The 21,386-nt window shown below is 61.1% G+C and carries 19 protein-coding genes; 8 read left to right on the top strand and 11 right to left on the bottom strand.

All coding sequences use genetic code 11. The features are described 5' to 3' along the window. Nucleotides 1–28: 28 nt before the first annotated feature. The 3 genes from C5748_RS21015 (at nt 29) to C5748_RS21005 (ending at nt 3,248) form a co-directional block, all read left to right on the top strand. The gene (locus C5748_RS21015) at nt 29–1,498 is read left to right on the top strand and encodes a YcjX family GTP-binding protein (RefSeq protein WP_105743986.1); all 1,470 of its coding nucleotides are present in this window, start codon (nt 29–31) and stop codon (nt 1,496–1,498) included. Beyond that, complete coding sequence (locus C5748_RS21010; RefSeq protein WP_105743984.1) at nt 1,495–2,628, top strand: YcjF family protein; 1,134 nt, start codon at nt 1,495–1,497, stop codon at nt 2,626–2,628. The genes C5748_RS21015 and C5748_RS21010 overlap by 4 nt, the downstream gene beginning before the upstream one ends. 86 nt (nt 2,629–2,714) lie before the next feature. Next, on the top strand, nt 2,715–3,248 hold the full coding sequence (locus tag C5748_RS21005) for a hypothetical protein (RefSeq protein ID WP_105743982.1): 534 nt from the start codon (nt 2,715–2,717) through the stop codon (nt 3,246–3,248). A 61-nt stretch (nt 3,249–3,309) separates the two neighbouring features. Here C5748_RS21005 and folK read toward each other — a convergent pair whose 3' ends face one another. Continuing rightward, entirely contained in the window at nt 3,310–3,825 is a 516-nt protein-coding gene (folK, locus tag C5748_RS21000; RefSeq protein ID WP_245581899.1) for a 2-amino-4-hydroxy-6-hydroxymethyldihydropteridine diphosphokinase, read from the bottom strand. Next, nucleotides 3,822–4,679 (bottom strand): dihydropteroate synthase, encoded by an 858-nt coding sequence (gene folP, locus C5748_RS20995; protein ID WP_105743981.1) that lies wholly within the window; start codon nt 4,677–4,679, stop codon nt 3,822–3,824. The genes folK and folP overlap by 4 nt, the downstream gene beginning before the upstream one ends. Before the next feature lie 224 nt (nt 4,680–4,903). Between folP and C5748_RS20990 the strand changes: the two genes are divergently transcribed. After that, nucleotides 4,904–5,509: a DUF922 domain-containing Zn-dependent protease gene (locus C5748_RS20990; protein WP_245581904.1), complete on the top strand. Its 606-nt coding sequence runs from the start codon at nt 4,904–4,906 to the stop codon at nt 5,507–5,509. Nucleotides 5,510–5,537: 28 nt separating this feature from the next. Here the strand turns inward: C5748_RS20990 and C5748_RS20985 are convergent, their stop codons facing one another. The 3 genes from C5748_RS20985 to C5748_RS20975 form a co-directional block, all read right to left on the bottom strand. Continuing rightward, complete coding sequence (locus tag C5748_RS20985; protein ID WP_105743977.1) at nt 5,538–6,563, bottom strand: NAD(P)/FAD-dependent oxidoreductase; 1,026 nt, start codon at nt 6,561–6,563, stop codon at nt 5,538–5,540. Between the two features lie 271 nt (nt 6,564–6,834). Further along, nucleotides 6,835–7,158: a 2Fe-2S iron-sulfur cluster-binding protein gene (locus C5748_RS20980; protein ID WP_105743975.1), complete on the bottom strand. Its 324-nt coding sequence runs from the start codon at nt 7,156–7,158 to the stop codon at nt 6,835–6,837. Nucleotides 7,159–7,346: 188 nt separating this feature from the next. Then, a complete protein-coding gene (locus C5748_RS20975) occupies nt 7,347–7,751 on the bottom strand; it encodes an Hpt domain-containing protein (protein ID WP_105743973.1) in 405 nt (134 codons plus the stop codon). 311 nt (nt 7,752–8,062) lie between these two features. Here C5748_RS20975 and C5748_RS20970 point away from each other — a divergent pair, with 311 nt between their 5' ends. Next, a complete protein-coding gene (locus tag C5748_RS20970; RefSeq protein ID WP_105743971.1) occupies nt 8,063–12,607 on the top strand; it encodes an apolipoprotein A-IV repeat region-like domain-containing protein in 4,545 nt (1,514 codons plus the stop codon). A 336-nt stretch (nt 12,608–12,943) separates the two neighbouring features. Here the strand turns inward: C5748_RS20970 and C5748_RS20965 are convergent, their stop codons facing one another. The 4 genes from C5748_RS20965 to C5748_RS20950 all read right to left on the bottom strand — a co-directional run bounded on the left by C5748_RS20965 (nt 12,944) and on the right by C5748_RS20950 (nt 16,628). Then, nucleotides 12,944–13,486, bottom strand: a complete 543-nt coding sequence (locus C5748_RS20965) for an ABC-type transport auxiliary lipoprotein family protein (protein WP_245581903.1) — start codon at nt 13,484–13,486, stop codon at nt 12,944–12,946. Between the two features lie 110 nt (nt 13,487–13,596). Then, on the bottom strand, nt 13,597–14,592 hold the full coding sequence (locus C5748_RS20960; RefSeq protein WP_105743969.1) for an MlaD family protein: 996 nt from the start codon (nt 14,590–14,592) through the stop codon (nt 13,597–13,599). Between the two features lie 3 nt (nt 14,593–14,595). After that, complete coding sequence (locus C5748_RS20955; RefSeq protein WP_105743967.1) at nt 14,596–15,444, bottom strand: ABC transporter ATP-binding protein; 849 nt, start codon at nt 15,442–15,444, stop codon at nt 14,596–14,598. An 8-nt stretch (nt 15,445–15,452) separates the two neighbouring features. Further along, nucleotides 15,453–16,628: an ABC transporter permease gene (locus tag C5748_RS20950; protein ID WP_105743965.1), complete on the bottom strand. Its 1,176-nt coding sequence runs from the start codon at nt 16,626–16,628 to the stop codon at nt 15,453–15,455. A gap of 67 nt (nt 16,629–16,695) precedes the next feature. Between C5748_RS20950 and dgcA the strand changes: the two genes are divergently transcribed. Continuing rightward, nucleotides 16,696–17,679 (top strand): N-acetyl-D-Glu racemase DgcA, encoded by a 984-nt coding sequence (gene dgcA / locus C5748_RS20945; protein WP_105743963.1) that lies wholly within the window; start codon nt 16,696–16,698, stop codon nt 17,677–17,679. Between the two features lie 120 nt (nt 17,680–17,799). Then, the gene (locus C5748_RS20940) at nt 17,800–18,252 is read left to right on the top strand and encodes a DoxX family protein (protein ID WP_105743961.1); all 453 of its coding nucleotides are present in this window, start codon (nt 17,800–17,802) and stop codon (nt 18,250–18,252) included. Between the two features lie 255 nt (nt 18,253–18,507). Here C5748_RS20940 and C5748_RS20935 read toward each other — a convergent pair whose 3' ends face one another. Further along, complete coding sequence (locus C5748_RS20935) at nt 18,508–19,524, bottom strand: glycosyltransferase family 4 protein (protein WP_105743959.1); 1,017 nt, start codon at nt 19,522–19,524, stop codon at nt 18,508–18,510. Beyond that, nucleotides 19,524–20,378 (bottom strand): UDP-2,3-diacylglucosamine diphosphatase, encoded by an 855-nt coding sequence (locus C5748_RS20930; RefSeq protein WP_105743957.1) that lies wholly within the window; start codon nt 20,376–20,378, stop codon nt 19,524–19,526. Before C5748_RS20930 ends, C5748_RS20935 begins: the two co-directional genes overlap by 1 nt. Before the next feature lie 193 nt (nt 20,379–20,571). On the opposite strand from C5748_RS20930, the gene C5748_RS20925 reads away from it, so the two are divergent. Beyond that, the gene (locus tag C5748_RS20925; protein ID WP_105743955.1) at nt 20,572–21,348 is read left to right on the top strand and encodes an SDR family oxidoreductase; all 777 of its coding nucleotides are present in this window, start codon (nt 20,572–20,574) and stop codon (nt 21,346–21,348) included. Nucleotides 21,349–21,386 lie beyond the last annotated feature (38 nt).

Genomic DNA, 21,386 nt, shown 5'->3' with positions numbered 1-21,386 from the left:
GAACCCCGCAAGCAATTTCGGCGAGGCCATCTTGGGAACACTGACCACCCTGACAGACGAGGCGAAGATTGCCTTCGACACGCTGGCCGACCGGACGACCGGCCTCGTGTCGCCGTCGCTGCGTCTCGGCGTCACCGGCCTTTCGCGCGCCGGCAAGACGGTCTTCATCACCGCGCTGGTCCACAATCTCATCCAGGGCGGCCGTCTCCCGCTGTTCGAGGCGCAGAAACAGGGCCGCATATCCCGCGCCTTTCTCGAGCCGCAGCCGGACGATGCCGTCCCGCGCTTCCAGTATGAGGAACATCTCAAGGCACTGATAGACGAGCGCGAGTGGCCGGAATCCACCCGCGCCGTCTCGGAGCTTCGCCTGACCATCGAATATGAATCCGCATCCTCGTGGAACCGCATATTCTCGGCCGGCCGGCTTTCCGTCGATATTGTCGATTATCCCGGCGAATGGCTGCTCGACCTGCCGCTTCTCGCCAAGACCTACGCCGAGTTTTCAAGGGATTCCTTCGAACTTGCGCGTCTTCCCGCCCATGCCGAGCCGGCCGGCGCATGGCTGGCCGAAGCCAAGACCGTGCAGCCGGAGGCGGAAGCCGACGAACTGACGGCGCAAAGGCTGGCAAAGAGCTTCACCGCCTATCTGCGCGCCGGAAAGGCCGACGAAAAGGCGCTCTCCACCCTGCCGCCCGGTCGTTTCCTGATGCCGGGCGATCTCGAAGGCTCCCCCGCGCTGACCTTCGCCCCCCTGCCCGACCTGAAATCCGGAAGCCCCAAGGCGGGCTCGCTCGCCGCCATGATGGAGCGGCGCTACGAGGCCTACAAGACCCATGTGGTCAAGCCGTTCTTCCGCGAGCATATCGCCCGGCTCGACCGCCAGATCGTGCTCATCGACGCCATGCAGGCGATGAATGCCGGCGCTCCCGCCGTTGCCGATCTCGAACGCGCGCTCACCGAAATCCTCTCCTGTTTTCGCCCGGGCCGAACCAATTTCCTCACCGGCCTCGTGCAGCGGCGCATCGGCCGCATCCTCGTCGCCGCCACCAAGGCGGACCATCTGCATCATGAAAGCCATGACCGGCTGGAGGCGATCGTCCGCCGCCTCGTCGACCGGGCGATCAAGCGCGCGGGGTTTTCCGGCGCCAGCATCGACGTGCTGGCCATGGCGGCGGTCCGCGCCACGCGCGAGGCAACCGTCCGCCAAGGCCGCGAAACCCTGCCCGTCATCATCGGCACGCCGCTCAAGGGCGAGATGATCGACGGCGAAATCTTCGATGGGAAGACGGAAACCGCCATATTTCCCGGTGACTTGCCGGAGAAACCGGAATCGATCTTTGAAGTATCCGCCACCCTGGCGGCTCAAGATGCCGCGATCCGCTTCGTGCGCTTCCGCCCGCCGAAACTGGAAAGAACCGCCGAGGGCATTACATTGTCGCTGCCGCATATCCGGCTCGATCGCGCGCTTCAATTCCTGATCGGAGACCGCCTCGCATGACCGAGACACCGCCGCGCAAGCCTTCCGCCTTTCGTCTCGACAGCCCCACGGTTTCCGTTGAGGGCGAGGGAAACCGCAAAAAATCCGCCTCCGAACAGGGTGGGAAAAAGCCCGCAGCCCCGCGCAAGCCGACGGCGATCCGCGATATCGCCGTCGTCACGCCGGCGCCCGTCGATGTCTTCGACGTGGAGGGTATGGATCCTTCCGAGCTCGATGCGCTGACATCGCCGCCCGCCCTGCCGCCGCGCCGTCGCTTTTCCCTTGCTGGCCTTCTAGCCGGCGCTTTGGGCATTCTCGTTTCGCTGGCGATCGGCATATGGACCGACGATCTGATCCGCGCGCTTTTCGATCGCGCGACCTGGCTCGGCTGGGCAGCGCTCGGCGTCGCGGCCGTGGCGCTTCTAGCACTTGTCGTCATCGTCATCCGCGAAGCCCTGGCGTTGCGAAGGCTCGCCTCCGTGCAGTCGCTGCGCCAAGAGGCCGCCGATGCGGCAACGCGCGACGACAGCCGCGCCGCGCGTGACGCCGTCTCCAGGCTGACATCCATCGCCGCCGGCCTGCCCTCCACCGCACGCGGACGCGAAACATTGAACGCGCTCGAGGGCGACATCATCGATGGGCGCGATCTCATCCGCTTTGCCGAAACCGAGATCCTGCGCCCGCTCGACCGTGAGGCGCGCGGCATGATCCTTGCCGCCGCCAAACGGGTTTCCATCGTCACCGCGGTCAGCCCGCGTGCGCTGGTCGATATCGGCTATGTCATATTCGAAGCAGCACGGCTGATCCGCCGCCTGTCGGAGCTTTACGGTGGCCGTCCCGGCACCTTCGGCTTCCTGAAGCTGACGCGGCGCGTCATCGCCCACCTCGCCGTCACCGGCACCATTGCCGTGGGAGACAGCTTCGTTCAGCAGATCATCGGCCACGGCCTGGCTTCACGGCTTTCGGCCAAGCTCGGCGAAGGCGTCATCAACGGTCTCATGACGGCGCGTATAGGCATTTCCGCCATGGATATCGTCCGCCCCTTTCCCTTCAATGCGGAGAAACGGCCGGGCATCGGCGATTTCATCGGCGATCTCGCAAGGCTTACCGGCCAGAGGGATGGACAGAAGAACGGCCAGAAGGAGGATTGACAATCGGCGCGATGCAAACCAAGCATTAACCAATCGCGCCGATGATCGGCGGTCAATCGCCCTGTGCAAACCTCGAGTCCGCCCCTATGAAAAATTGCGTTGCCGCATGTCTCTTCCTGCTGCCTTTGGCGGGCGTAACCTTCCAGGCTGAGGCCGCCGACACGGATGAGCGTTTTTTCCGCAATGTCGAGGGCCAATGGACGGGTCCCGGCGAAATCGTCGCCGGGAAATATAAGGGAACGAAATTCACCTGCACGCTCGCCGGCACCACGCCCGAGAACGCTGTCGGCATGACGCTCGACGGCAGTTGCCGGGTCGGCGTGTTTTCCCAGCCCATGAAAGCAACGGTGGTGCGTGCGGGAAAATCCTATACCGGCGCGTTCAACGACGGCGCGGCGGGCAAGGGTCTTGACGTCACCTCGGGCACCGTCAGCGGCGACCGCGTCGTCTTCGGGCTCAACCGCAAGCAGTTGAACGGCGCGATGCTCGCCCGCATCGCCGACGAGAACACCATGAGCGTCACGGTCTCGGTGCGTGTGGAAAAGGAACTTGTTCCGGTAATCGGCATAAGCCTTAAACGGGTGGACGCCACCGCCTTCGGCAGCATCGCCAAGAACTGACCGGCGACATCGAATAAACAGCAACGCTGTCCCGCCAGCGTTTCCATCTAAAAGCTCACATTCAGCCGCGTTGCCACCAGCCCGCATCGTCGCGGGCTTTTTCTATGCCCGTCAGGTCGCAATCCCTGCGCCATTCCTCGACAGTGCGTCCATCGACCTTGAGGCCGGGCGCGATCTCGGCCAGCGGCACCAGGACGAAGGCGCGCTCGGTCATGCGCGGATGCGGCAATGTGAGCGCCGGGTCCTGCAATGTCTCCACGCCTTCGAACACCAGAACATCGATATCGATCGTGCGCGGCCCCCAGCGTTCCGCCCGCAGCCTTTTCATCTCTTTTTCGACGCTGAGGCAGGCATCGAGCAGCGCCACGGGTTCAAGCCCGGTTTCGACCTCCGCGCAGGCATTGTGGAACCAGGCCTGGTCGGTCTTGCCCCATGGCGGCGTGCGATAGACGGACGAGACCGCCACAACACGCGTATCGGCACGCTGGTCGAGTGCCCGCAGCGCCCGCCCCATCGAGGCGATGGGATCGCCGATATTGCCGCCAAGGCCGAGCCAGGCTTTGCGCATGCCGGTCATGCCTTCGCGCCGCATTTCAAAATAGCGTCCGAGACCGCAAGCGCGTCCCTGTTCATCCCGACATTATGCACTCGGAAGATATCGGCGCCCGCCAGCCGCAGGATGGCGGAGGTCGCCGCCGTGCCGACATCGCGATCCGCCGCCTCCCGCCCCGTCATCGCGCCGACCAGGCGCTTGCGCGACGTGCCGACGAGAAGCGGAAAGCCGAACCGCTGCAATTCGGCAAACCGCGCCATCAGCGTGACGTTCTCGTGGCCATCTTTGGCAAAGCCGAAGCCTGGATCGAGCACGATGCGGTTTTCCTCTACCCCGGCGGCCCGCGCGATCTCCAGCGAACGGTTCAGGAAGGCGAATTGGTCGGCGATCACATCCCGGTCGCGCTCGCGTTCGCGCCCGGTATGCATGATGACGAGCCCCGCCCCCGTCATGGCCGCGAGATCGGCGATCCCCGACTCGCCGTTTGCGATGTCCGGTTCGCGCTGCAATCCCCAGACATCGTTGACGATGTGTGCGCCGGCGGCCACTGCAAGCCGCGCGGTCTCCTCGCGATAGGTATCGACGGAAATCAGGCAATCCGTATTCTTGGCGAGCGCCTCGATCACCGGCAGGATCCGCGCCTGCTCCGTCGCCGCGTCCACGGCAAGCGCGCCCGGCCGGGTGGACTCGCCGCCGACATCGACGATTGCGGCTCCCTCCTCTAGCATCGTATGCGCTGCAGCGAGCGCCCGTGGCAGGTCGTCATACAATCCGCCATCGGAAAAGGAATCCGGCGTGACATTGAGAATGCCCATAATGACGGCCTCGTCGCCCAGGATCAGGCTGCGCCCATGCGCAAGCCGCCATTCTCTCCGCATCCGGTTCGCTCCCCCTATGGTCGATCGGCAATTCTGGCCCAACGTTGTGACGACGAGAATTCGGCACGTCAACCAATCCTGGCCTGTCAATTTTTATGACAATTATGTTTGTCTTGACGATTGTGCGCCATGTTGAACCTATTCGACATCAAAAAGTTATATTTGCATTGGAAGCTGCGAAGGAACCGAAGTAAATGATTTCCATGCGTAGGGTTCTGGCCGCGATGGCCCCGATTGCCTTGGCGGCTGTGCTTGCCTTTGCTGCCACCGGCGCGGATGCCGCCTCTATCCACCGCAGCTACAGCTATTACAGCGTCTCCGGCAAGACGGCGGCCGATCTCGATAAATCGCTCTCGCGCGGCGGACATTTGCTGAAAAGCACCGGCCAGCGCCATCCGGGCGCAGCCCAGATACGTTTCGATGCCAAGGCGCGATACGGCTCGAACGGCAAGGCCTGCCGCGTCACCGGCGTCTACGTCAATGTCTACGCCAAGGTTTTCCTGCCGCGCTGGAAACAGCGCAAGACCGCATCGCCGGAACTGGCGCTCGTCTGGGACACGCTTTCGCGCGATATCAAGCGCCACGAGGAAAGCCACCTGGTCATCGCACGCAGCCATGCGAGCGAGATAGAGCGCGAAGTGAGGGCTTTGCCTTCACGTCCCGATTGTTCGCTGCTGCGCCAGGATATCGACAAGGTGACCCAGCGGATCATGAAGGACCACGAGACCGCGCAAAAAAGGTTCGACCGGATCGAGACACTCAACTTCGAAAAGCGCTTCGAGCGGCTGCTGACATATCGGCTTGAACGTGAATTCGGCAAGTTGAATTAGTGCAACTTCCAGCTCCGAAAACCCGACGTTACTGAACGCCGAGCTTCTTCTGCAGGCTGGTCGAGGAGGTCGTGTACTGGAACACGATCCGTTCGCCGGGATTGACGATGCGCTTGGCGGCCTGGGTCATCAGAGCCGCCTCATGGAAGCCCGAAAGGATCAGCTTCAGCTTGCCCGGATACGAGTTGATGTCGCCGATGGCGAAAATGCCGGGTTCGGAGGTCTCGAACTTCTCGGTATCAACGGGAACGAGATTTTCGTTGAGGTTCAGGCCCCAATCCGCGACCGGCCCAAGTTTCATCGTCAGACCGAAGAAAGGCAGCATGCGCGTCGCCGGCAATTCCCTTTCGCCGTCGCTGCCCTTGAGGGTCACGCCCGATAGCTCACCGCTCTCGCCCTTCAATCCGGTTACCTGCCCAAGCTCGAAGCGGATGCCGCCGCTGTCGACCAGCTCGAACATCTTCTTGACGCTGTCGGGCGCGGCGCGGAACTCGGCGCGCCGGTGCACCAGCGTCAGGCTTCTGGCGACCGGTTGCAGATTGAGCGCCCAGTCGAGGGCGGAATCGCCGCCGCCGACGATCATCACATCCTGATCGCGGAACGCCTCCATGCGGCGGACGGAATAGAAGACGCTGGTGCCTTCATAGGCTTCTATGCCGGGCACCGGCGGACGCTTCGGCTGGAACGAGCCGCCGCCGGCGGCGATCACCACCACTTTGGCCTCGAAGATCTCGCCCTCGTCTGTCTCCACATGGAAGCTGCCGTCAGCCTGGCGATCGAGCCGCGTCACCATCCGGTTGAGATGGAATTGCGGCGAGAACGGCTTGATCTGCTCCATCAGCCGGTCGACCAGCCCCTGGCCCGAGATTTCGGGCCACGCCGGAATGTCGTAGATAGGCTTTTCCGGATAAAGTTCCGCGCATTGGCCGCCCGGACGGTCGAGAATATCGATCAGATGACATTTGAGATCGTAGAGTCCGAGCTCGAAGACGGCGAAGAGCCCGACCGGGCCGGCCCCGATTATCACGACATCAGTGCGGATAATTTCACTCATTTCATCATCCTGTCAGGAATGGAACGCTGGCTGACGCGCCACATACCAAGGCGCGCGGCTGTTTGCTGAGCCGCGTAGCGCTTGACGGAAGCAAGGTCAAATTTTTTATCGACTTCGGAAAAGGCTACGGTGTGTTGAGATTCAGGTCAGGGCGAGGCGAAAATGGCGGTTCTCGAGAACCGAAGCGCAGTGTACTTCAGTACATGAGCACCGGAAGCGCAGAAAAGCGGCATTTGCAGCCCGCCATCATCTGAATATCAACACATCGGCGTCAGCTCTGCCGCTCGGGAATATGCACGACGAGACCGTCCAGCTCATCCCTCACCTTGATCTGGCATGAGAGGCGCGAGGTCGGGCGCACATCATAGGCGAAATCGAGCATGTCCTCTTCCATCGGCGCCGGTTCGCCGGTTTCCGCAGTCCATTCCTCGTCCACATAGACATGGCAGGTCGCGCAGGCACATGCCCCGCCGCATTCCGCATCGATGCCGGGGATTGCACTGCGAATGGCGTTTTCCATCACGGTGGAGCCGTTCTCTGCGTCGACTTCGGTGCGTGTTGCGCCGTCAAAGGAGACAAAGGTGATTTTGGTCATTCTGCGATCCCAAGCGATATCAAGACCCGCAGATACCGCCTCGCGGCTGCAAGTTCAACCTGGCGGTCGGCGCTCCAGGCCATCTGCGGCATTATGCAGCCGATGGAGCACCGTCCTTCACAGCATTGGCCTTCACAGCATTGGATTGATTGGTGTAATCGCCCTCACGAGCCGATTGAATAGGCGCATCAACGGCTGATGGCGGCGATGAATTCCTGCACGTCGGTCAAGGCATTGCACAAAGCGGTCACTGCCTTGTCGCTGGCTGGATCGGATTCGATCTTTTCTGCTAGTTCCGCCACGCCGAACGCACCGATGGAGCGCGCCGAACCCTTCAGCGAATGCGCGAGAAGCGCCCTTTCCTTGCCGCTCACCTGGCCGATGCGATCGGCCACGCCGCCGGCCTGCCTGGAAAACAGCGCGAGCACCTCCGCCTCGAGCGTACGATCGCCGAGCGTCTGGCGCGCCAGATGGACGAGATCGATGGGACGGCTGCGGGACGGGCTGGAGACTTCGCCACCCGGCTGGACGAAAGCTATCGCAGCACTTTCCGCTGCGGCGACTCGGCTGTTGTTTTGACGCGCTACCGCCATTCTATTCTCCTTGAATGCTTTTTGGTGCATTCCCGTATGTCCTCAAAAATGGCATATTCGAGGCTTGCACCTTGCCTGTCGATGCAGATTTCCACAATTTGGTTAAAACGGGTGTAATGGCGGAAAAAGGCGGTTTTTTCGAAGCGTCAAGCACTCAGCGTTAACCTTGTGTTTAAACTTTTAAGCATTTGCGAATTCGGCAGTTTCTTTCCGGCACACGAGCCGGTACGATATAAGGTGGGCGTAATGAGTTCGGTGCGGCATTCTGAACGGGATACGCATCAGTGATGAGTACGAGGTAAGTAACGGCGATGGCACCCAAAACCAAAGCGGAGAAGATCGACCACGAAGTCGAGGAAGCGTTGGAAAAGGCCCTGGACATCGATTTCGACGATGATCTGGGCATTGATATGAACCTCGGCTCGATCGATGACGATTTTTCGCTTGATGATCTGGAGGAACAGATTTCGCGCGCGGCGGAGGAACTGGCGAATGAGAAGAAAGGTTCGCCCGTAGTATTTCCATCTGCAAAGACGAAAAGCGCCGAAAAGGCTTCCAGTGCGGCAAAGCCGGCTGTCGTGGCGGCACCGCCGCCGCCGCCCTCGCCGCCCAGGGTTGCAGCTGCAACCATGCCCCCCAAAGGCTCAGGCTCGGCAGCCGCCGCGCCCCAGGCCCTCCAATCGCCTCCCCACTCTCAAAGCCAGCAGCCGAAAGCCGCGTCCCTGACACCGGCGAACGACGATCTGCGCAGCGATGCGGCTCTCCTGCGCCGTAACATCGCCCAGCGCCCGTCAAACCGCATCTATTGGACGACCACCGCCATCAGCGCGCTTTGGGCCGCCGGAGGCCTGGCGATCGGTCATTCGCTCAGCCCATCCGGCCTGACGTCACCACAGGCCATCGCCAATTTCTTCACATCGCCGAGCGGCATCGCGGTGGCGACTGGAATTACCGTTCCGATCCTCATGTTCTGGGGCTTCGCCCATATGCTGCGGCGTGCGCAGGAAATGCAGTTTGCAGCGCGCACGATGACGGAAGCGGCCCAGCGCCTCGCAGAGCCCGAGGCCATCGCCGGCGAACGTGTTTCCTCGCTTGGCCAGGCGGTACGCCGCGAAGTCGCCGCAATGAGCGAAGGCATCGAGCGTACGCTGGCCCGCGCTGTCGAACTCGAAACCCTCGTCCAGACGGAAGTCAACGAACTCGAACGCGCCTATACCGATAATGAGATACGCATCCGCACACTGGTCGGCGAACTCGGCAATGAACGCGAAGCCGTCGTCACCCATGCGGAACGCGTCCGCTCCTCGATCTCCGGCGCCCATGAGCACCTGAAGGATGAGCTCAGCTCCGCCAGCAACATCATCCGCGATAGCGTGCTGGGCGCATCGACCGAGCTGACGCAATCGCTCAACCAGTCCGGCGAAAACCTGGTCAACAGGATCAACGAAAGCGGCAATGCGATCACCGGCGCGATCGATACACGCGCCATGGACGTCTCTTCCCGCATCACCACGTCAGGCGAGGCATTCGCCAATTTGCTGGACACGCGGATCACCGCCTTGACCGAGCAGTCGCAATCAGTTGCGACAAATCTCGAGGAGGCGCTCGACAAGCGCACCAGCGGCATCGCCTCGCTGCTCGGCAGCGCCACGCAGACGATGGTCAGCGAGTTCGATGCGCGCCTCGCCAATCTCGACAATACGCTCTCCGAGCGCGGCCGTTCGCTCTTGAGCGAATTCGAGACCCGCGCGCAATCTCTCGACACCAGCACCGAAAAGCTGAATGCAGCGCTGGAAGCACGCGCGCGCCAGATCAACGAGAACCTTATTTCGCGCACCCGCGAAATCGCGGAAACCTTCTCCGAAGGGCGCTCGTCCATCAGCGGCATTATCGACGAAACCAAGACCAGGATCAGCGGCGACCTTTCCGGCATCGCCGATTCGGTTGCTGGCCTGCTCAATGAGAAGGCGGCGTCCTTCGCAGGACAATTGGCGGAAGGCCGCGATGCGCTTGCAGCTTCGCTTGCCGGCGAAACCGACCGTGTCTCCGCGGTCATTCGCGATCACGCCGACACGCTTGCCGTCCATACCGGCAATATCGAAAAGGCCGTCGCCTCCAGCACGACAGCACTCGGCGGCGTTACCGAAAACCATGCCTCACTGCTTGAGGAACGCACCGCCGCCATAAGAGCGGCAATTGCCGAAAACAGTGCCGTTCTCGACAAGACGTTCGAAAAGCACGGCGCCACGCTTGACGAGCGCGTCACCGGTGTCCGCGCAGCGTTGGCCGAAAACAACACGGTCCTGCAGAACGTCTTTGAAAGCCACGTCAATTCGATTGATGAACGCACCCACGGCGTCCGCGAACTCCTCGGCGAAAGCCAGGATGCGCTCGCCCGTGCGCTCGATGAACGCACGCGTGGTATCCGCGATCTTCTGAGCGGAAGCCAGGACACGCTTGCCCGCACCTTCGATGAAAAGGCCGATGACGTTCGCAATGCTCTGACCGATGGCCAGGATACACTCGCCCGTGCACTCGATGAACGTACCACCGCCATCCGCACCACGCTTTCGGAGAGCAGCGATACGCTCGGTGCAAGCTTCGACGATCATGCCCGCGCCATCAAGGAGCGCACATCGGGCCTGAGTTCCGTCCTTTCGCAAAACCATGCCGCCCTCGCCCAGACGCTGGACGGGCATGAGCGCACGATCGAGGATCGTGCCGCCGAAATCCGCACCGCACTGACGGAGACCACCGCCTCGCTCGGTCAAACGCTTCAGGACCACAACACCATTATCGAACAGCGCACGGCGATGCTGCACGAGGCCATAGGCGAAAGCAGCGCCGCACTTGGCCGGGCCTTCGAAGGTCAGACGGGCATCATCGATGAACGCACCTCGACCATGCAGAAGGCGCTCTCGATCGGCGTGGACAATGTGCGCAAATCGCTCGAACAGAGCGCATCGGTCGTCGCCGGCGCATTGCGTGAGAAAATCGGCGAAGCCGCCAGTACCCTGTCGGCCGAGGCTGCGAAAGCCGGTGAGGCGCTTGACGGCTACGGCGAATCTTTCAGCGCCCGTCTCGTCGAAAATCTCAGTGGAACGGAAGCCCGCCTCAACGAGCGTGCGGACGCCATTGCGATGAGCCTCGGCGAAATCGGATCGCGCGTTACCGGCGAGCTCGGCTCCATCGAGGCACGCATCGCCGACGTGACGCAGAATACGTCCGCCACGCTGGAGGAGCGCACGCGCGAGCTCAACAGCGTTCTGGCCGCACGTTCGCAGGAGATCACACGCATTCTCCACGATACCGCCGAGCCGCTCGTCGAGCGTCTCGCCGATAGCGGCCGCGGCCTTGCAAGCCAGCTCGAAGAAGCCACCCATGCCGCAACCGACAGGCTTCGCGCCGAGAATGCAGCGCTGGTCAATGCGCTTGCCAGCCGGACGGCGGAAACCATCTCCGCCATTCAGGAAGCCAAATCAGGCCTTTCGGAAGGCGTCGACGATCTCATCAATAGACTGGCTACATCCAACGCCAAGCTTGGCGAACTCATCGATGTCGCCACGCGCAACCTGGGCGACATCGATACCCGCCTTGTCGACACCACGTCGTCCTTTGCCGAAAACACCAGTCGTGCGGCGGAGACATTCGCCTCCTCGACCCGACTTATCGATGGAAACATCAACACGCTCAGCAGCCTTTCGAACGAGACGCTGAAGCAGATCACCAACATTGCCGAGCGTTTCGAGGAACACAGCAAGGTGCTCGGCTCCGCCAACGAGATGATCGGCTCGGCGCAGGGCAATCTCGCCGCAACCCTTGAGGAACGTCAACAGGCGCTGCAAGATCTCGCCTCCGGCCTGGTCCAGAGGTCGGAAGGTATCGAGCAGGTCATGCGCTCCTTCGAAAATCTCGTTTCGTCCGCATTCGAACGTGCCGAAGGCCGCACCAGAATGTCGGCCGAACAGATGCGTTCCGCCATATCCGACGTCGTCGAGCAGGCGTCGCAGAAGTTTACCACTGCCACGGACGAAATCCGCCGCACAGCCGCGGAAATCCGCTCCGAGCTTGACGAGACGCGCAGCGAATTGAAACGCGGCGTGCTGGACATGCCCGCCGAAGCCAAGGAATCGACCAAAGCCATGCGCAATGCCGTTTCCGAGCAGATCAACGCGCTCAAGGAACTGGCGGAGATCGTCAACAAATCGGGCCGTCTGGTCGATGTCGGCGAAAGCCGGGCCGACCGGACCGTCTCCCGTCCCGCTCCAGCGCCGCGCCCGGCACCTGCTGCATCCATGCCCTCATCCATACCGGCAACTCCGGCGCCGCGTGCTCCCGAACGGATGCTTCCGGAAGAACCTGTTAGAAGCCAGGGCGCTCCCGCACCGGCAGGCACCGCGCCCCGCAATGGCGGCGGTTGGGTTTCCGATCTTCTCGCCCGCGCCTCGCGCGAGGAAGAGCAGCCCGAGCAGATCCGTACGCAGCCCACCGGTACACCGCGCTCTCCCGCCCATGTGGTCGAATCGCTCAATTCGCTATCGGTCGATATTGCCCGTGCCATCGATCACGATGCATCCGTGGAACTGTGGGATCGCTATCGCCGTGGCGAACGCAACGTCTTCACGCGCCGGCTCTACACGCTCAAGGGTCAGCAGACCTTCGACGAGATCAAGCGCAAATACCAGTCCGACAGCGAATTCCGCCGTGCGGTGGACCGCTACATGGACGATTTCCAGCGCCTGCTCGAAGACGTCGCCCGCAACGACCGCGACAACATGGTGACGCAGACCTATCTGACGTCGGATACCGGCAAGGTCTACACCATGCTGGCCCACGCCAGCGGCCGCCTGCGCTGATTTCGCGGAGAACGTAGGACAGACATGCAAAACGCGGCCTCCCCGGGCCGCGTTTTCGATTCTGGAGGTTGTTAACCGGCCGGCTGTATTTCCAACACCATTATAGCTGTGGCGCTGCCGAAGCACAGGATGACGGGAGTTTGGATGGATGTTGGCGGCCAATCACCAATGTTTTCGCCTACAGAACAGTGCCTATAGAGGCGGAACATCTCCATTCCGTCATCCCGGTGCATGTCACAGGAATATGCCTCATCTTCTCCGCCGCATAAGCGGTGCAGAATGACCCAAGCAGCCGATTCTATTAAATAAAGCCGCTTAAGCGACAGGATACGCCTATCAAATGACCGAAAGCGTCCAGCCGACGATATCGCCGGTGACCTGGTCGAAGGCCGCATTGAGCGCCCGCACGTAGGCCGCATTGCCGGTTCCGCTCACCGGCGCTGAAGCGCTGAACACGCGTGTCGAACGGACTTCGCCGTTCTTGTCGTTCAGGATCTTGGCCGCGATCTCGACAATTGCCGTTCGCGGAGAGGTGAACGCATCGACACCGAAGGAACGGATATCGGTGATGATCTGGTAGTTGATGGCAAGACCGTCACCGGGGCGCCCGACGCCGCCCAGAAGGCCGGTGTTTTCGAAAGCCTGCACCAGACGCGACTGCACGAGCGTGGGCAGCCTGTCGCCCCATTGCGCGCCCTTGAGATATTCGATCTTGGCCGCAGAGGTGTTGATGACGATGTTCTCGCCATCGAACGCCTTCAGCGCCGCCGGAGTGGCGATCAGGATCTGGATGTTCTTGCGGCTCTTGCCCGATATCGAAGGATTGGACGCCACCAGATCGAACGTATCGAGCGGCACCGTGCCGCAGGATGCGACCATCCCGGCCAGCAGAACAGCGCCGACAATCCGTCCGGATTTTCGAAATCTCTCCAAATGCAAGCCCGTCCCTATCGTGCGGAATATATTCATCTCATGCGAACGCCATCGGATCAATGCCGCGTGCGCCCGTCATATTGCGGGACGGTGCCCTGTCCACCGAAAATAAGCCTTCGCGGGTCCTTTTCCAGGTCTGTGATCGCCCGCTCGATGCGCTGGATCGAGCGGCGGCTGTCGGTGACGAGGGCCTGCACATCCCGCAGGCCCGCCCCTGAAAAGTGCTGCAGATTGTCGGCGATCGGGCCGAGACGGGCATTCAGCGTGTCGGAGGTCTTGCGGATGGATTCGAGCGTCTCCTTGGTTTGCGCCACGACGCTGTTCTTGTTGTCCTCGGAGAGCAGCGCATCAACCTTCTGCATGACGCCATCGGCGCGCGCCGACGCGGCATTGAGCCGAGCCATCGCCTCACGGGCATCCTTGACGATATGCTGCACATCGCCGGCATTGCCGGCAAGCTGGTCAATGACTTTGGAGTTCTTGGCAAGGGCGTCGGTGAATGTCTTGGTGTTCTCGACGGTCGCCGTCAGCGGCGCGCGCACATCCTGGATGAAGCCTTCGAGCGCCTCGAGCGCGGTGTTGGCGCGTGCGAAGATATCCTGCGCCGTGGCCAGAAGATTGTTGACGACCGAAGGATCGGCGTTGATCAGCGCGACCGTGTCGCTATTCTCTGCCTCCGCCAGCAGGTTCGGTTCGTCAAGGCGGCCTCCTTTCAGCTCCACATAGGCCTGTCCGGTGAGCCCCTGAAAGCCGAGCTCGGCCTTGGTCGAGCGGGTGACCGGAGTCGTGCGGTTCACTTCTGTCTGCGCGATCACCATGTTCGGGTTGGTAGGATCGAGGTAAAGTCTGCGCACATCGCCGACCTTGATGCCGTTGAACAGCACCTGACTGCCGATGGAAAGTCCGGTGACGGAGCCGGGAATGCGTATTTCCAGCGTTACGGTATCGCGGCTTTCACCATAGCGGGCGATCCAGTAGACGAACCCGAAGGCCGCAAGGCTCACCAGTAGGGTGAAAATGCCCACCAGAACATAATTGGCTCTTGTTTCCATATCTTATCCAGCCTGGCGAGGCCCGGGATCGGCCCGGCGCCTGGTTGGCGCCGCCGGATCGATCTGGCGGGCGCGCTTACCACGAAAATAGGATGTAACCCAGGGGTCATCAACCGTAAGCATATCCTCGATGGTCCCTTCAACCAGTACACGCTTTTGCCCGAGCACCGCAATGCGGTCGCAAACGGCAAAGAGACTATCAAGATCGTGTGTCACCATATAGACGGTCAACCCCATCGTATCGCGCAGATTGGCGATCAGTTCATCGAACTCGGCAGCACCGATCGGATCGAGGCCTGAGGTCGGCTCATCGAGAAAGACGACATCGGGATCGAGCGCCAGTGCCCGGGCAAGTGCTGCACGCTTGATCATTCCGCCTGAAAGTTCGGACGGAAACTTCTCGGCCGTATCGGGCGCAAGCCCGACGAGATCGATTTTCAGGCGCGCCAGCTCATCCATCAGCTTGGGCGACAGATCGAGATATTCACGCATCGGCACCTGGATGTTTTCCAGAACGTTCAGGGACGAAAAAAGCGCACCATGCTGAAACAGAACGCCCATGCGCATATCGATCCCCATCTTCTCGATATCCGTTACATGATCGATATCACGGCCGAAAATCCGTATCTCGCCGGACGCCTTGTGATTGAGACCGAGGATCGTGCGCATGAGCACGGATTTACCCGAGCCGGAAGGGCCGATGAAGCCCAATATCTCGCCTGGAAATATATCGAGGCAGAGCTTGTCGAGAACGGTTTGGTTGCCGAACGAAACGGTGACATCGCGCACGGAAATCACCGGCTCGACGAAGCGGTCTATCTGGTCTGATTCTGCTTTGACCGCGTGGTTCATCTGTCCCGCTAAAAATTGATTGCTGCGTAGAACATCGCGAACATCCCGTCCACGACAATGACCACGAAGATGGATTTGACGACTGAGGCGGTAACACGGCGCCCGAGCGATTCAGCACTTCCTCCCACCTTCATGCCCTCGACCGAGGCCATGATGCCGATGATCATCGCCATGAACGGCGCCTTGATCAGCCCGGCCAGATAGGTCGAGATATCGATGGCGTCGCGCAGGCGCACCAGAAACGCGTCGGGTGAAATACCCGAATAGGTCCAGACCACAAAACCCGCCCCTGCAAGGGAGGCGAGATCGGCAATGATCGTCAGAAGCGGCAATACGATGACCAGCGCCACGAGGCGCGGGAAAACCAGGACACCGACCGGATTGAGGCCGATGACCGTCAGCGCGTCGGTTTCCTCGCGCATTTTCATCGAGCCGATTTCGGCCGTGATCGCGCTTCCCGAGCGCCCTGCCACCATGATCGCGGTCAGAAGCACGCCGATCTCGCGCAACACCAGGATGCCGACCAGATCGACGACGAATATCTCCGCCCCGAAATAACGCAGCTGGAATGCGCCCTGCTGGGCGATGATCGCGCCGATGATCGTCGACATCAGCAGGATGACCGGGATGGCGCCCACACCCATGCGGTCGATCTGGTTGGTGATGGCGGCAAAATTGATGCCGCTGCCCCTCCCCAGCTTCATCTGTGATCCGCGGATGGTCGCGCCCAGAATATGCATCGACATCAGGAAATCGTCGCGCGCCGAATAGGTCATCTTTCCCAGCGATTCGAGAAGATCGATGACGAAGAACCTTCGCTTCGGGCGTTTTACATGGCTGTTCCGGTCCACTGCTTCGCCGACGGCTTCCAGGAGCGGCCGCCATGCCTCGCGCATGCCGTGCAAAGTGACGCTGATATTGCGGGCCTTGAGCGAGCGGCTCAGCCTTTCGATCAGCCAGGCGCCCGCCGTATCGAGGCCGACGACATCGGTGAGATCGATCGATGCCTGCGAAAAGCCGTTCTGGTTCTGCAATTTGCGCATGTCATCATCGACCAGATGAACGCCGTGCGAGGTCCAGCGCCCGCCAAGTGCGATCGTGGTCCCGGCGGAACCCGTCGTTACCTCTATCCGGGGGCTGGCGTTGGGGGCGGCACTTGAATTGTCCGCGGCGTCGGTCAACATGTCCTATTCTTATCGAGTCTTTCATGCCGTGTCACTTGGCGCACAGCAGGCTAATTTGAGTCAATCAATGCGTATAAATCTGCAAATACAGACGGATCGCTACCCCATCGCCGGGAAGTTTACAATCTCGCGCGGCTCCAAGACCGAGGCTGTGGTCCTCGTCTGCACGCTGAGCGATGGCAAGTATGTGGGACGCGGCGAATGCGTGCCCTATGCCCGATACGGCGAAAGCCTTGAAAGTGTCGCGGCCGAAATAGAAGCCGCGCGTGGAGCCCTCACCGAAGGCGCTACCCGGCTGGATCTTCTCCAGCTGATGCGCGCCGGCGCCGCCCGCAACGCCGTGGATTGTGCCTTATGGGATATCGAGGCGAAACGCACGGGCAACCGAGCGGCAGCCGCCATTTCGGCCAAACCGCCGCACCCGCTGAGAACGGCGATCACCATTTCCATGGGCGATCCCGAAACCATGGCCGAGGCAGCCCGCGCCCTCTCCGCGCATCCCGTCATCAAGGCGAAAATAGGTGGGGAAAACGACGCGGCCCGTATCCATGCCGTAGCCGAAGCCGCACCGGGGAGCCGAATCATCCTCGATGCCAATGAAGGCTGGACGGAGGAAAACTTCCGCAAGAACATGATGATCGCCGCGGAAGCGGGCATCGCGCTCATCGAGCAGCCCCTGCCCGCAGGACAAGATGAGTTCCTGGCGGCAACGCCCCGGCCGGTGCCGGTCTGCGCCGACGAGAGCGCCCATACATCGGAAGGGCTGGAAGCGCTTCTCGGGCGCTACGACGCCGTCAATATCAAGCTGGACAAGACGGGTGGGCTCACCGAAGCGCTCACCATGCGCCAGCGCGCCCGCGATCTCGGGCTCGGCGTCATGGTCGGCTGCATGGTCGGCACCTCGCTCGCCATGGCGCCCGCCGTGCTCCTGGCGCAGGATGCGGATTATGCCGATCTCGACGGTCCGCTGCTCCTCAAACGGGACCGCTCTCCGGGCCTGGTCTATGAGGGGACGCTCGTCCATCCACCGGAGCCCGATCTATGGGGCTGACTATTTCGTGATTACCGGCTTTGTTGCATCAAAACAATTTTACTCGAACTGATTCATCATGTTTTTATTGGCAATATATTGTTGCCGATCATTGCAACCGACACCAAAGGGGAAAGAACCTTGAGCGACCTCCAATCCACAAGCAGCAAGAAACTCGTCATTCCGGCATTGGGCGGCATTTATTCATCGCTGCATGAATTTGCCGAAACTCTGTTGCGTTTCATCGGCGGCGCGGCGCTGGTCACGCACGGCTATAGCAAGATTCTCGATCCGTTCGGCGCGGCCGGAATGGTGGAAGGTATCGGCTTCTATCCAGGCAGCTTCTGGTCGCCGCTTCTCTCGGCCACCGAATTTTTCGGCGGCATTCTCCTCGCCATCGGCCTTTTGACCCGTCCGGCAGCCTTTGCCACGATGATCGTCCTTCTCGTCACCGTATGGTTCCATTGGAGCGTGCAGGGGCAAGGCTATTCGGGCTCGGAAAAATCGATCCTATGGTCGGCGATCATGTTCTTCTTCGTCATCCGCGGCGCCAACAGCCATTCGGTCGACGCGAAGATCGGCAGGCAGTTTTAACCGCGAACGAGAGTTGGAGCGGTTCCAATTTTGATGGAATCGTCCAGCCTTACCATTCTGCACTGCCGGAACTGTGGAGATGGCGAGGCATGGGTTCCTGTGCCCGGGCCTGTGCTTGTCACAGGTTGCCATACCTCAACAATACCGCTGTTGCGACGGTTGGAACGGGGTGTTTGCCATAGTGAAGTGAACTGCTCTAAGGGGTATCGAAAGGAGAACATGGCCGCCATGTTCTCCTTTTTCATGCCGCCTGTTTCAGGCAGCGACGGGCAATTCGACCGGCGCCAGTATTTCCTCGAAAATATCGGCGCAATGTTCCCAGGTGTAGTCCTTCAACACCTTATCGGGATCGACACGGCCCATCTCCAGGGCACCGAGACAGGCTTCGTGCAAATCTTCCGACAAAACACCCGCACCTGTCGCGCCGACGACATCGCTCGAGCCCGGCACGGGAAAGGCCGCCACCGGAAGACCGCTGGCGATGGCTTCGAGCAGCACCAGCCCGAACGTGTCGGTGCGGCTGGGGAAGACGAAGACATCCGATCCCGCGTAGTAGCGTGCGAGTTCCGTCCCTTCTTTCTTGCCGACGAACACAGCCTTCGGAAACCGTGTTTTCAACTCGCCGAGACTGGGGCCGTCGCCCACCACCAGTTTCGTCCCCGGCAGGTCGAGCGACAGAAAAGCAGCCAGGTTCTTTTCCGGCGCGGCGCGCCCGACACAGAGAAAGACCGGGGGCGGCAGGCCGAGATCGACATCCGGCTGTGGCCGGAACAGCCAACGATCGACACCCCTCGTCCATATCTTCAGCTTGGTGAACCCGCGTGCGACGAGTTCGTCCTTGATCGACTGCGTCGGCACGAGGCTGCACTCGGCGGCGTTATGGAAGCGCCGCAGGAACCCATAGCTCAGTGATAGCGGAACCGGGAACCGTTCATACAGATATTCGGGAAAGCGGGTATGGAAACTGGTCGTGAAGCGCCACCCGTTCCTGATGCAGGCGCGCCGTGCCATGATGCCGAGCGGCCCTTCCGTGGCGATGTGGACGTAAGCGGGCTGCAGCTTGGCAAGCGCCGCACGCACGGCGGCGGGATGCGTCAATGCCAGCCTGATCTCGGGATATGTCGGACACGGCACCGAGCGATAGTCGGCCGGCGACACGATCGTCACGGAATAACCCCGTTCGCTCATCAGATCGTGGATATGGGTCAGCGTCCGGACGACGCCGTTGACTTGCGGGTGCCAAGCGTCGGTGACGATGACGATGCGCTTCATCAGGCGACGTTCGCTGGCTTTGGCATGGCTTGGCGCGCGGCCGGGCGGTGATCCTGCAGATCGATGACGGGCGCGAAGCCGGCGCTTTCGCCGATCAGATGCGTCCATGAGATCAGTTCCATGCTCCCATCGAAATGTTCCGCGACCGCCGTGCAGCTTTCGACCCAATCGCCGGTATTGATATATTCCACCCCGTCGATCGTTTCGATCGTGGCATGATGGATATGCCCGCAGATGACGCCGTCGACACCGATGCGGCGCGCCTCTTCCGAAACCACATCCTGAAACGCTCCGATGAAATTGACCGCTTTCTTCACACGGAACTTCGCCCATGCCGAAAACGACCAGTAGCGCAGGCCAAGCAGGCGGCGCCCCTTATTCATGACGGTGTTGAAGGCAATGGCCCAGTCATAGGCCCAATCACCGAGATAGGCGATGAAGCGCGCATTGCGCACCACCACGTCGAACTGGTCGCCATGGATGACCAGGAATTTGCGGCCATCAGCGGTCTCGTGCACCGTGCGGTTCATCACTTCGATGCCGCCGAAATGCGTGCCCTGGAAATCGCGAAGGAATTCATCGTGATTGCCTGCGATATAGATGATGCTCGCCCCCTTGCGGCTCTTGCGCAAAAGCTTCTGCACCACGTCATTGTGCTCCTGCGGCCAGTGCCAGTTGCGCCGCAGCCGCCAACCATCGACGATATCGCCGACCAGGTAGATCGTATCCGCATCGTGAAAGCGCAGGAAATCGAGGAGAAATTCCGCCTTCGCGCCTTTCGAGCCCAGATGGACGTCCGAAATGAAAAGCGTGCGGTATTTCTTTGCGTCGTCGCGGCTTGTGTCCTTGCCCATCGCCAGGCTCCGTCGTCTTGTGATGGCCCGTATTCAGGGCGACACAAACACGATTCATGTCACAAACGTGTGACGGTGCGTTTCGGTCACGTCGTCGCGGCAACGCAGTCATCAGCTTTTGGCGATTTGCAAAGCGCCTTCTTTGGCCTATCAGAACCCTTGGAATAGCTTGAGATGAAATGGAGGTAGCGATATGGATCTGGGACTGGAAGGACGCAAGGCAATCGTCTGCGCATCGAGCAGAGGGCTTGGCAAGGCCTGTGCACTGGCCCTGGCGCAAGCCGGATGCGATCTTGTCATCAACGGTCGCGACGAGAAAACGCTCGACGCGACCGCCGCGGAGCTGAAGCGCGCTGGTGTAACCGTCACAGCCGTCCTCGCCGATGTCTCGACGCCGGACGGGCAGAAGCAACTGCTCGCCGCCTGCCCAGAACCGGATATCCTGGTCAACAACAATGGCGGCCCGCCGCATCGCGATTTTCGCCAGCTCGACCGCCAGGCGATCCTCGATGGCGTGACACAGAACATGGTCACCCCGATCGAACTGATCAAGGCGGTCATCGACGGCATGGTGGCGCGCGGTTTCGGGCGCATCGTCAACATCACCTCGACATCGGTCTATAAGCCCATAGCCGGCCTCGATCTCTCATCCGGTGCCCGCGCCGGGCTCACATCATTTTTGGCAGGCATCGCCCGCACGGTCGCCAAGGACAATGTGACGATCAACAACATCCTGCCCGGTGCATTCGACACCGACCGCCTGCGCAACGGCATCCGCTTCGGAGCGGAAAAATCAGGTGTGGCGCCGGAAGATGAGGCGGAAAAGCGCATGGCCGAAATTCCCGCCGGCCGCTTCGGAACGCCGGATGAGTTCGGCAATGCCTGTGCTTTCCTCTGCTCCAGCCATGCGGGCTATATCACCGGCCAGAACCTCATCATCGACGGCGGCGCCTATCGAAGCGCCTTTTGACCGGCCTTTTCTTCCCGTCCGCTTTTCCGGAAAGTGAT

Origin of the sequence: Phyllobacterium phragmitis (assembly GCF_002980495.1) — a bacterium.
GTDB classification, from domain to species: Bacteria; Pseudomonadota; Alphaproteobacteria; order Rhizobiales; family Rhizobiaceae; genus Paramesorhizobium; species Paramesorhizobium phragmitis.
Note: the sequence above shows the minus strand (reverse complement) of the source record. Positions and strands in the feature narration are given on the sequence as shown.

Excerpts from the sequence above, each read along its gene's own strand:
- C5748_RS21010 (WP_105743984.1), top strand. The coding sequence starts at position 1,495 with ATGACCGAGACACCGCCGCGCAAGCCTTCCGCCTTTCGTCTCGACAGC.
- C5748_RS21005 (WP_105743982.1), top strand. The coding sequence starts at position 2,715 with ATGAAAAATTGCGTTGCCGCATGTCTCTTCCTGCTGCCTTTGGCGGGC.
- folK (WP_245581899.1), bottom strand. The coding sequence starts at position 3,825 with ATGACCGGCATGCGCAAAGCCTGGCTCGGCCTTGGCGGCAATATCGGC.
- folP (WP_105743981.1), bottom strand. The coding sequence starts at position 4,679 with ATGCGGAGAGAATGGCGGCTTGCGCATGGGCGCAGCCTGATCCTGGGC.
- C5748_RS20990 (WP_245581904.1), top strand. The coding sequence starts at position 4,904 with ATGGCCCCGATTGCCTTGGCGGCTGTGCTTGCCTTTGCTGCCACCGGC.
- C5748_RS20985 (WP_105743977.1), bottom strand. The coding sequence starts at position 6,563 with ATGAGTGAAATTATCCGCACTGATGTCGTGATAATCGGGGCCGGCCCG.
- C5748_RS20980 (WP_105743975.1), bottom strand. The coding sequence starts at position 7,158 with ATGACCAAAATCACCTTTGTCTCCTTTGACGGCGCAACACGCACCGAA.
- C5748_RS20975 (WP_105743973.1), bottom strand. The coding sequence starts at position 7,751 with ATGGCGGTAGCGCGTCAAAACAACAGCCGAGTCGCCGCAGCGGAAAGT.
- C5748_RS20970 (WP_105743971.1), top strand. The coding sequence starts at position 8,063 with ATGGCACCCAAAACCAAAGCGGAGAAGATCGACCACGAAGTCGAGGAA.
- C5748_RS20965 (WP_245581903.1), bottom strand. The coding sequence starts at position 13,486 with ATGGTCGCATCCTGCGGCACGGTGCCGCTCGATACGTTCGATCTGGTG.
- C5748_RS20960 (WP_105743969.1), bottom strand. The coding sequence starts at position 14,592 with ATGGAAACAAGAGCCAATTATGTTCTGGTGGGCATTTTCACCCTACTG.
- C5748_RS20955 (WP_105743967.1), bottom strand. The coding sequence starts at position 15,444 with ATGAACCACGCGGTCAAAGCAGAATCAGACCAGATAGACCGCTTCGTC.
- C5748_RS20950 (WP_105743965.1), bottom strand. The coding sequence starts at position 16,628 with ATGTTGACCGACGCCGCGGACAATTCAAGTGCCGCCCCCAACGCCAGC.
- dgcA (WP_105743963.1), top strand. The coding sequence starts at position 16,696 with ATGCGTATAAATCTGCAAATACAGACGGATCGCTACCCCATCGCCGGG.
- C5748_RS20935 (WP_105743959.1), bottom strand. The coding sequence starts at position 19,524 with ATGAAGCGCATCGTCATCGTCACCGACGCTTGGCACCCGCAAGTCAAC.
- C5748_RS20930 (WP_105743957.1), bottom strand. The coding sequence starts at position 20,378 with ATGGGCAAGGACACAAGCCGCGACGACGCAAAGAAATACCGCACGCTT.
- C5748_RS20925 (WP_105743955.1), top strand. The coding sequence starts at position 20,572 with ATGGATCTGGGACTGGAAGGACGCAAGGCAATCGTCTGCGCATCGAGC.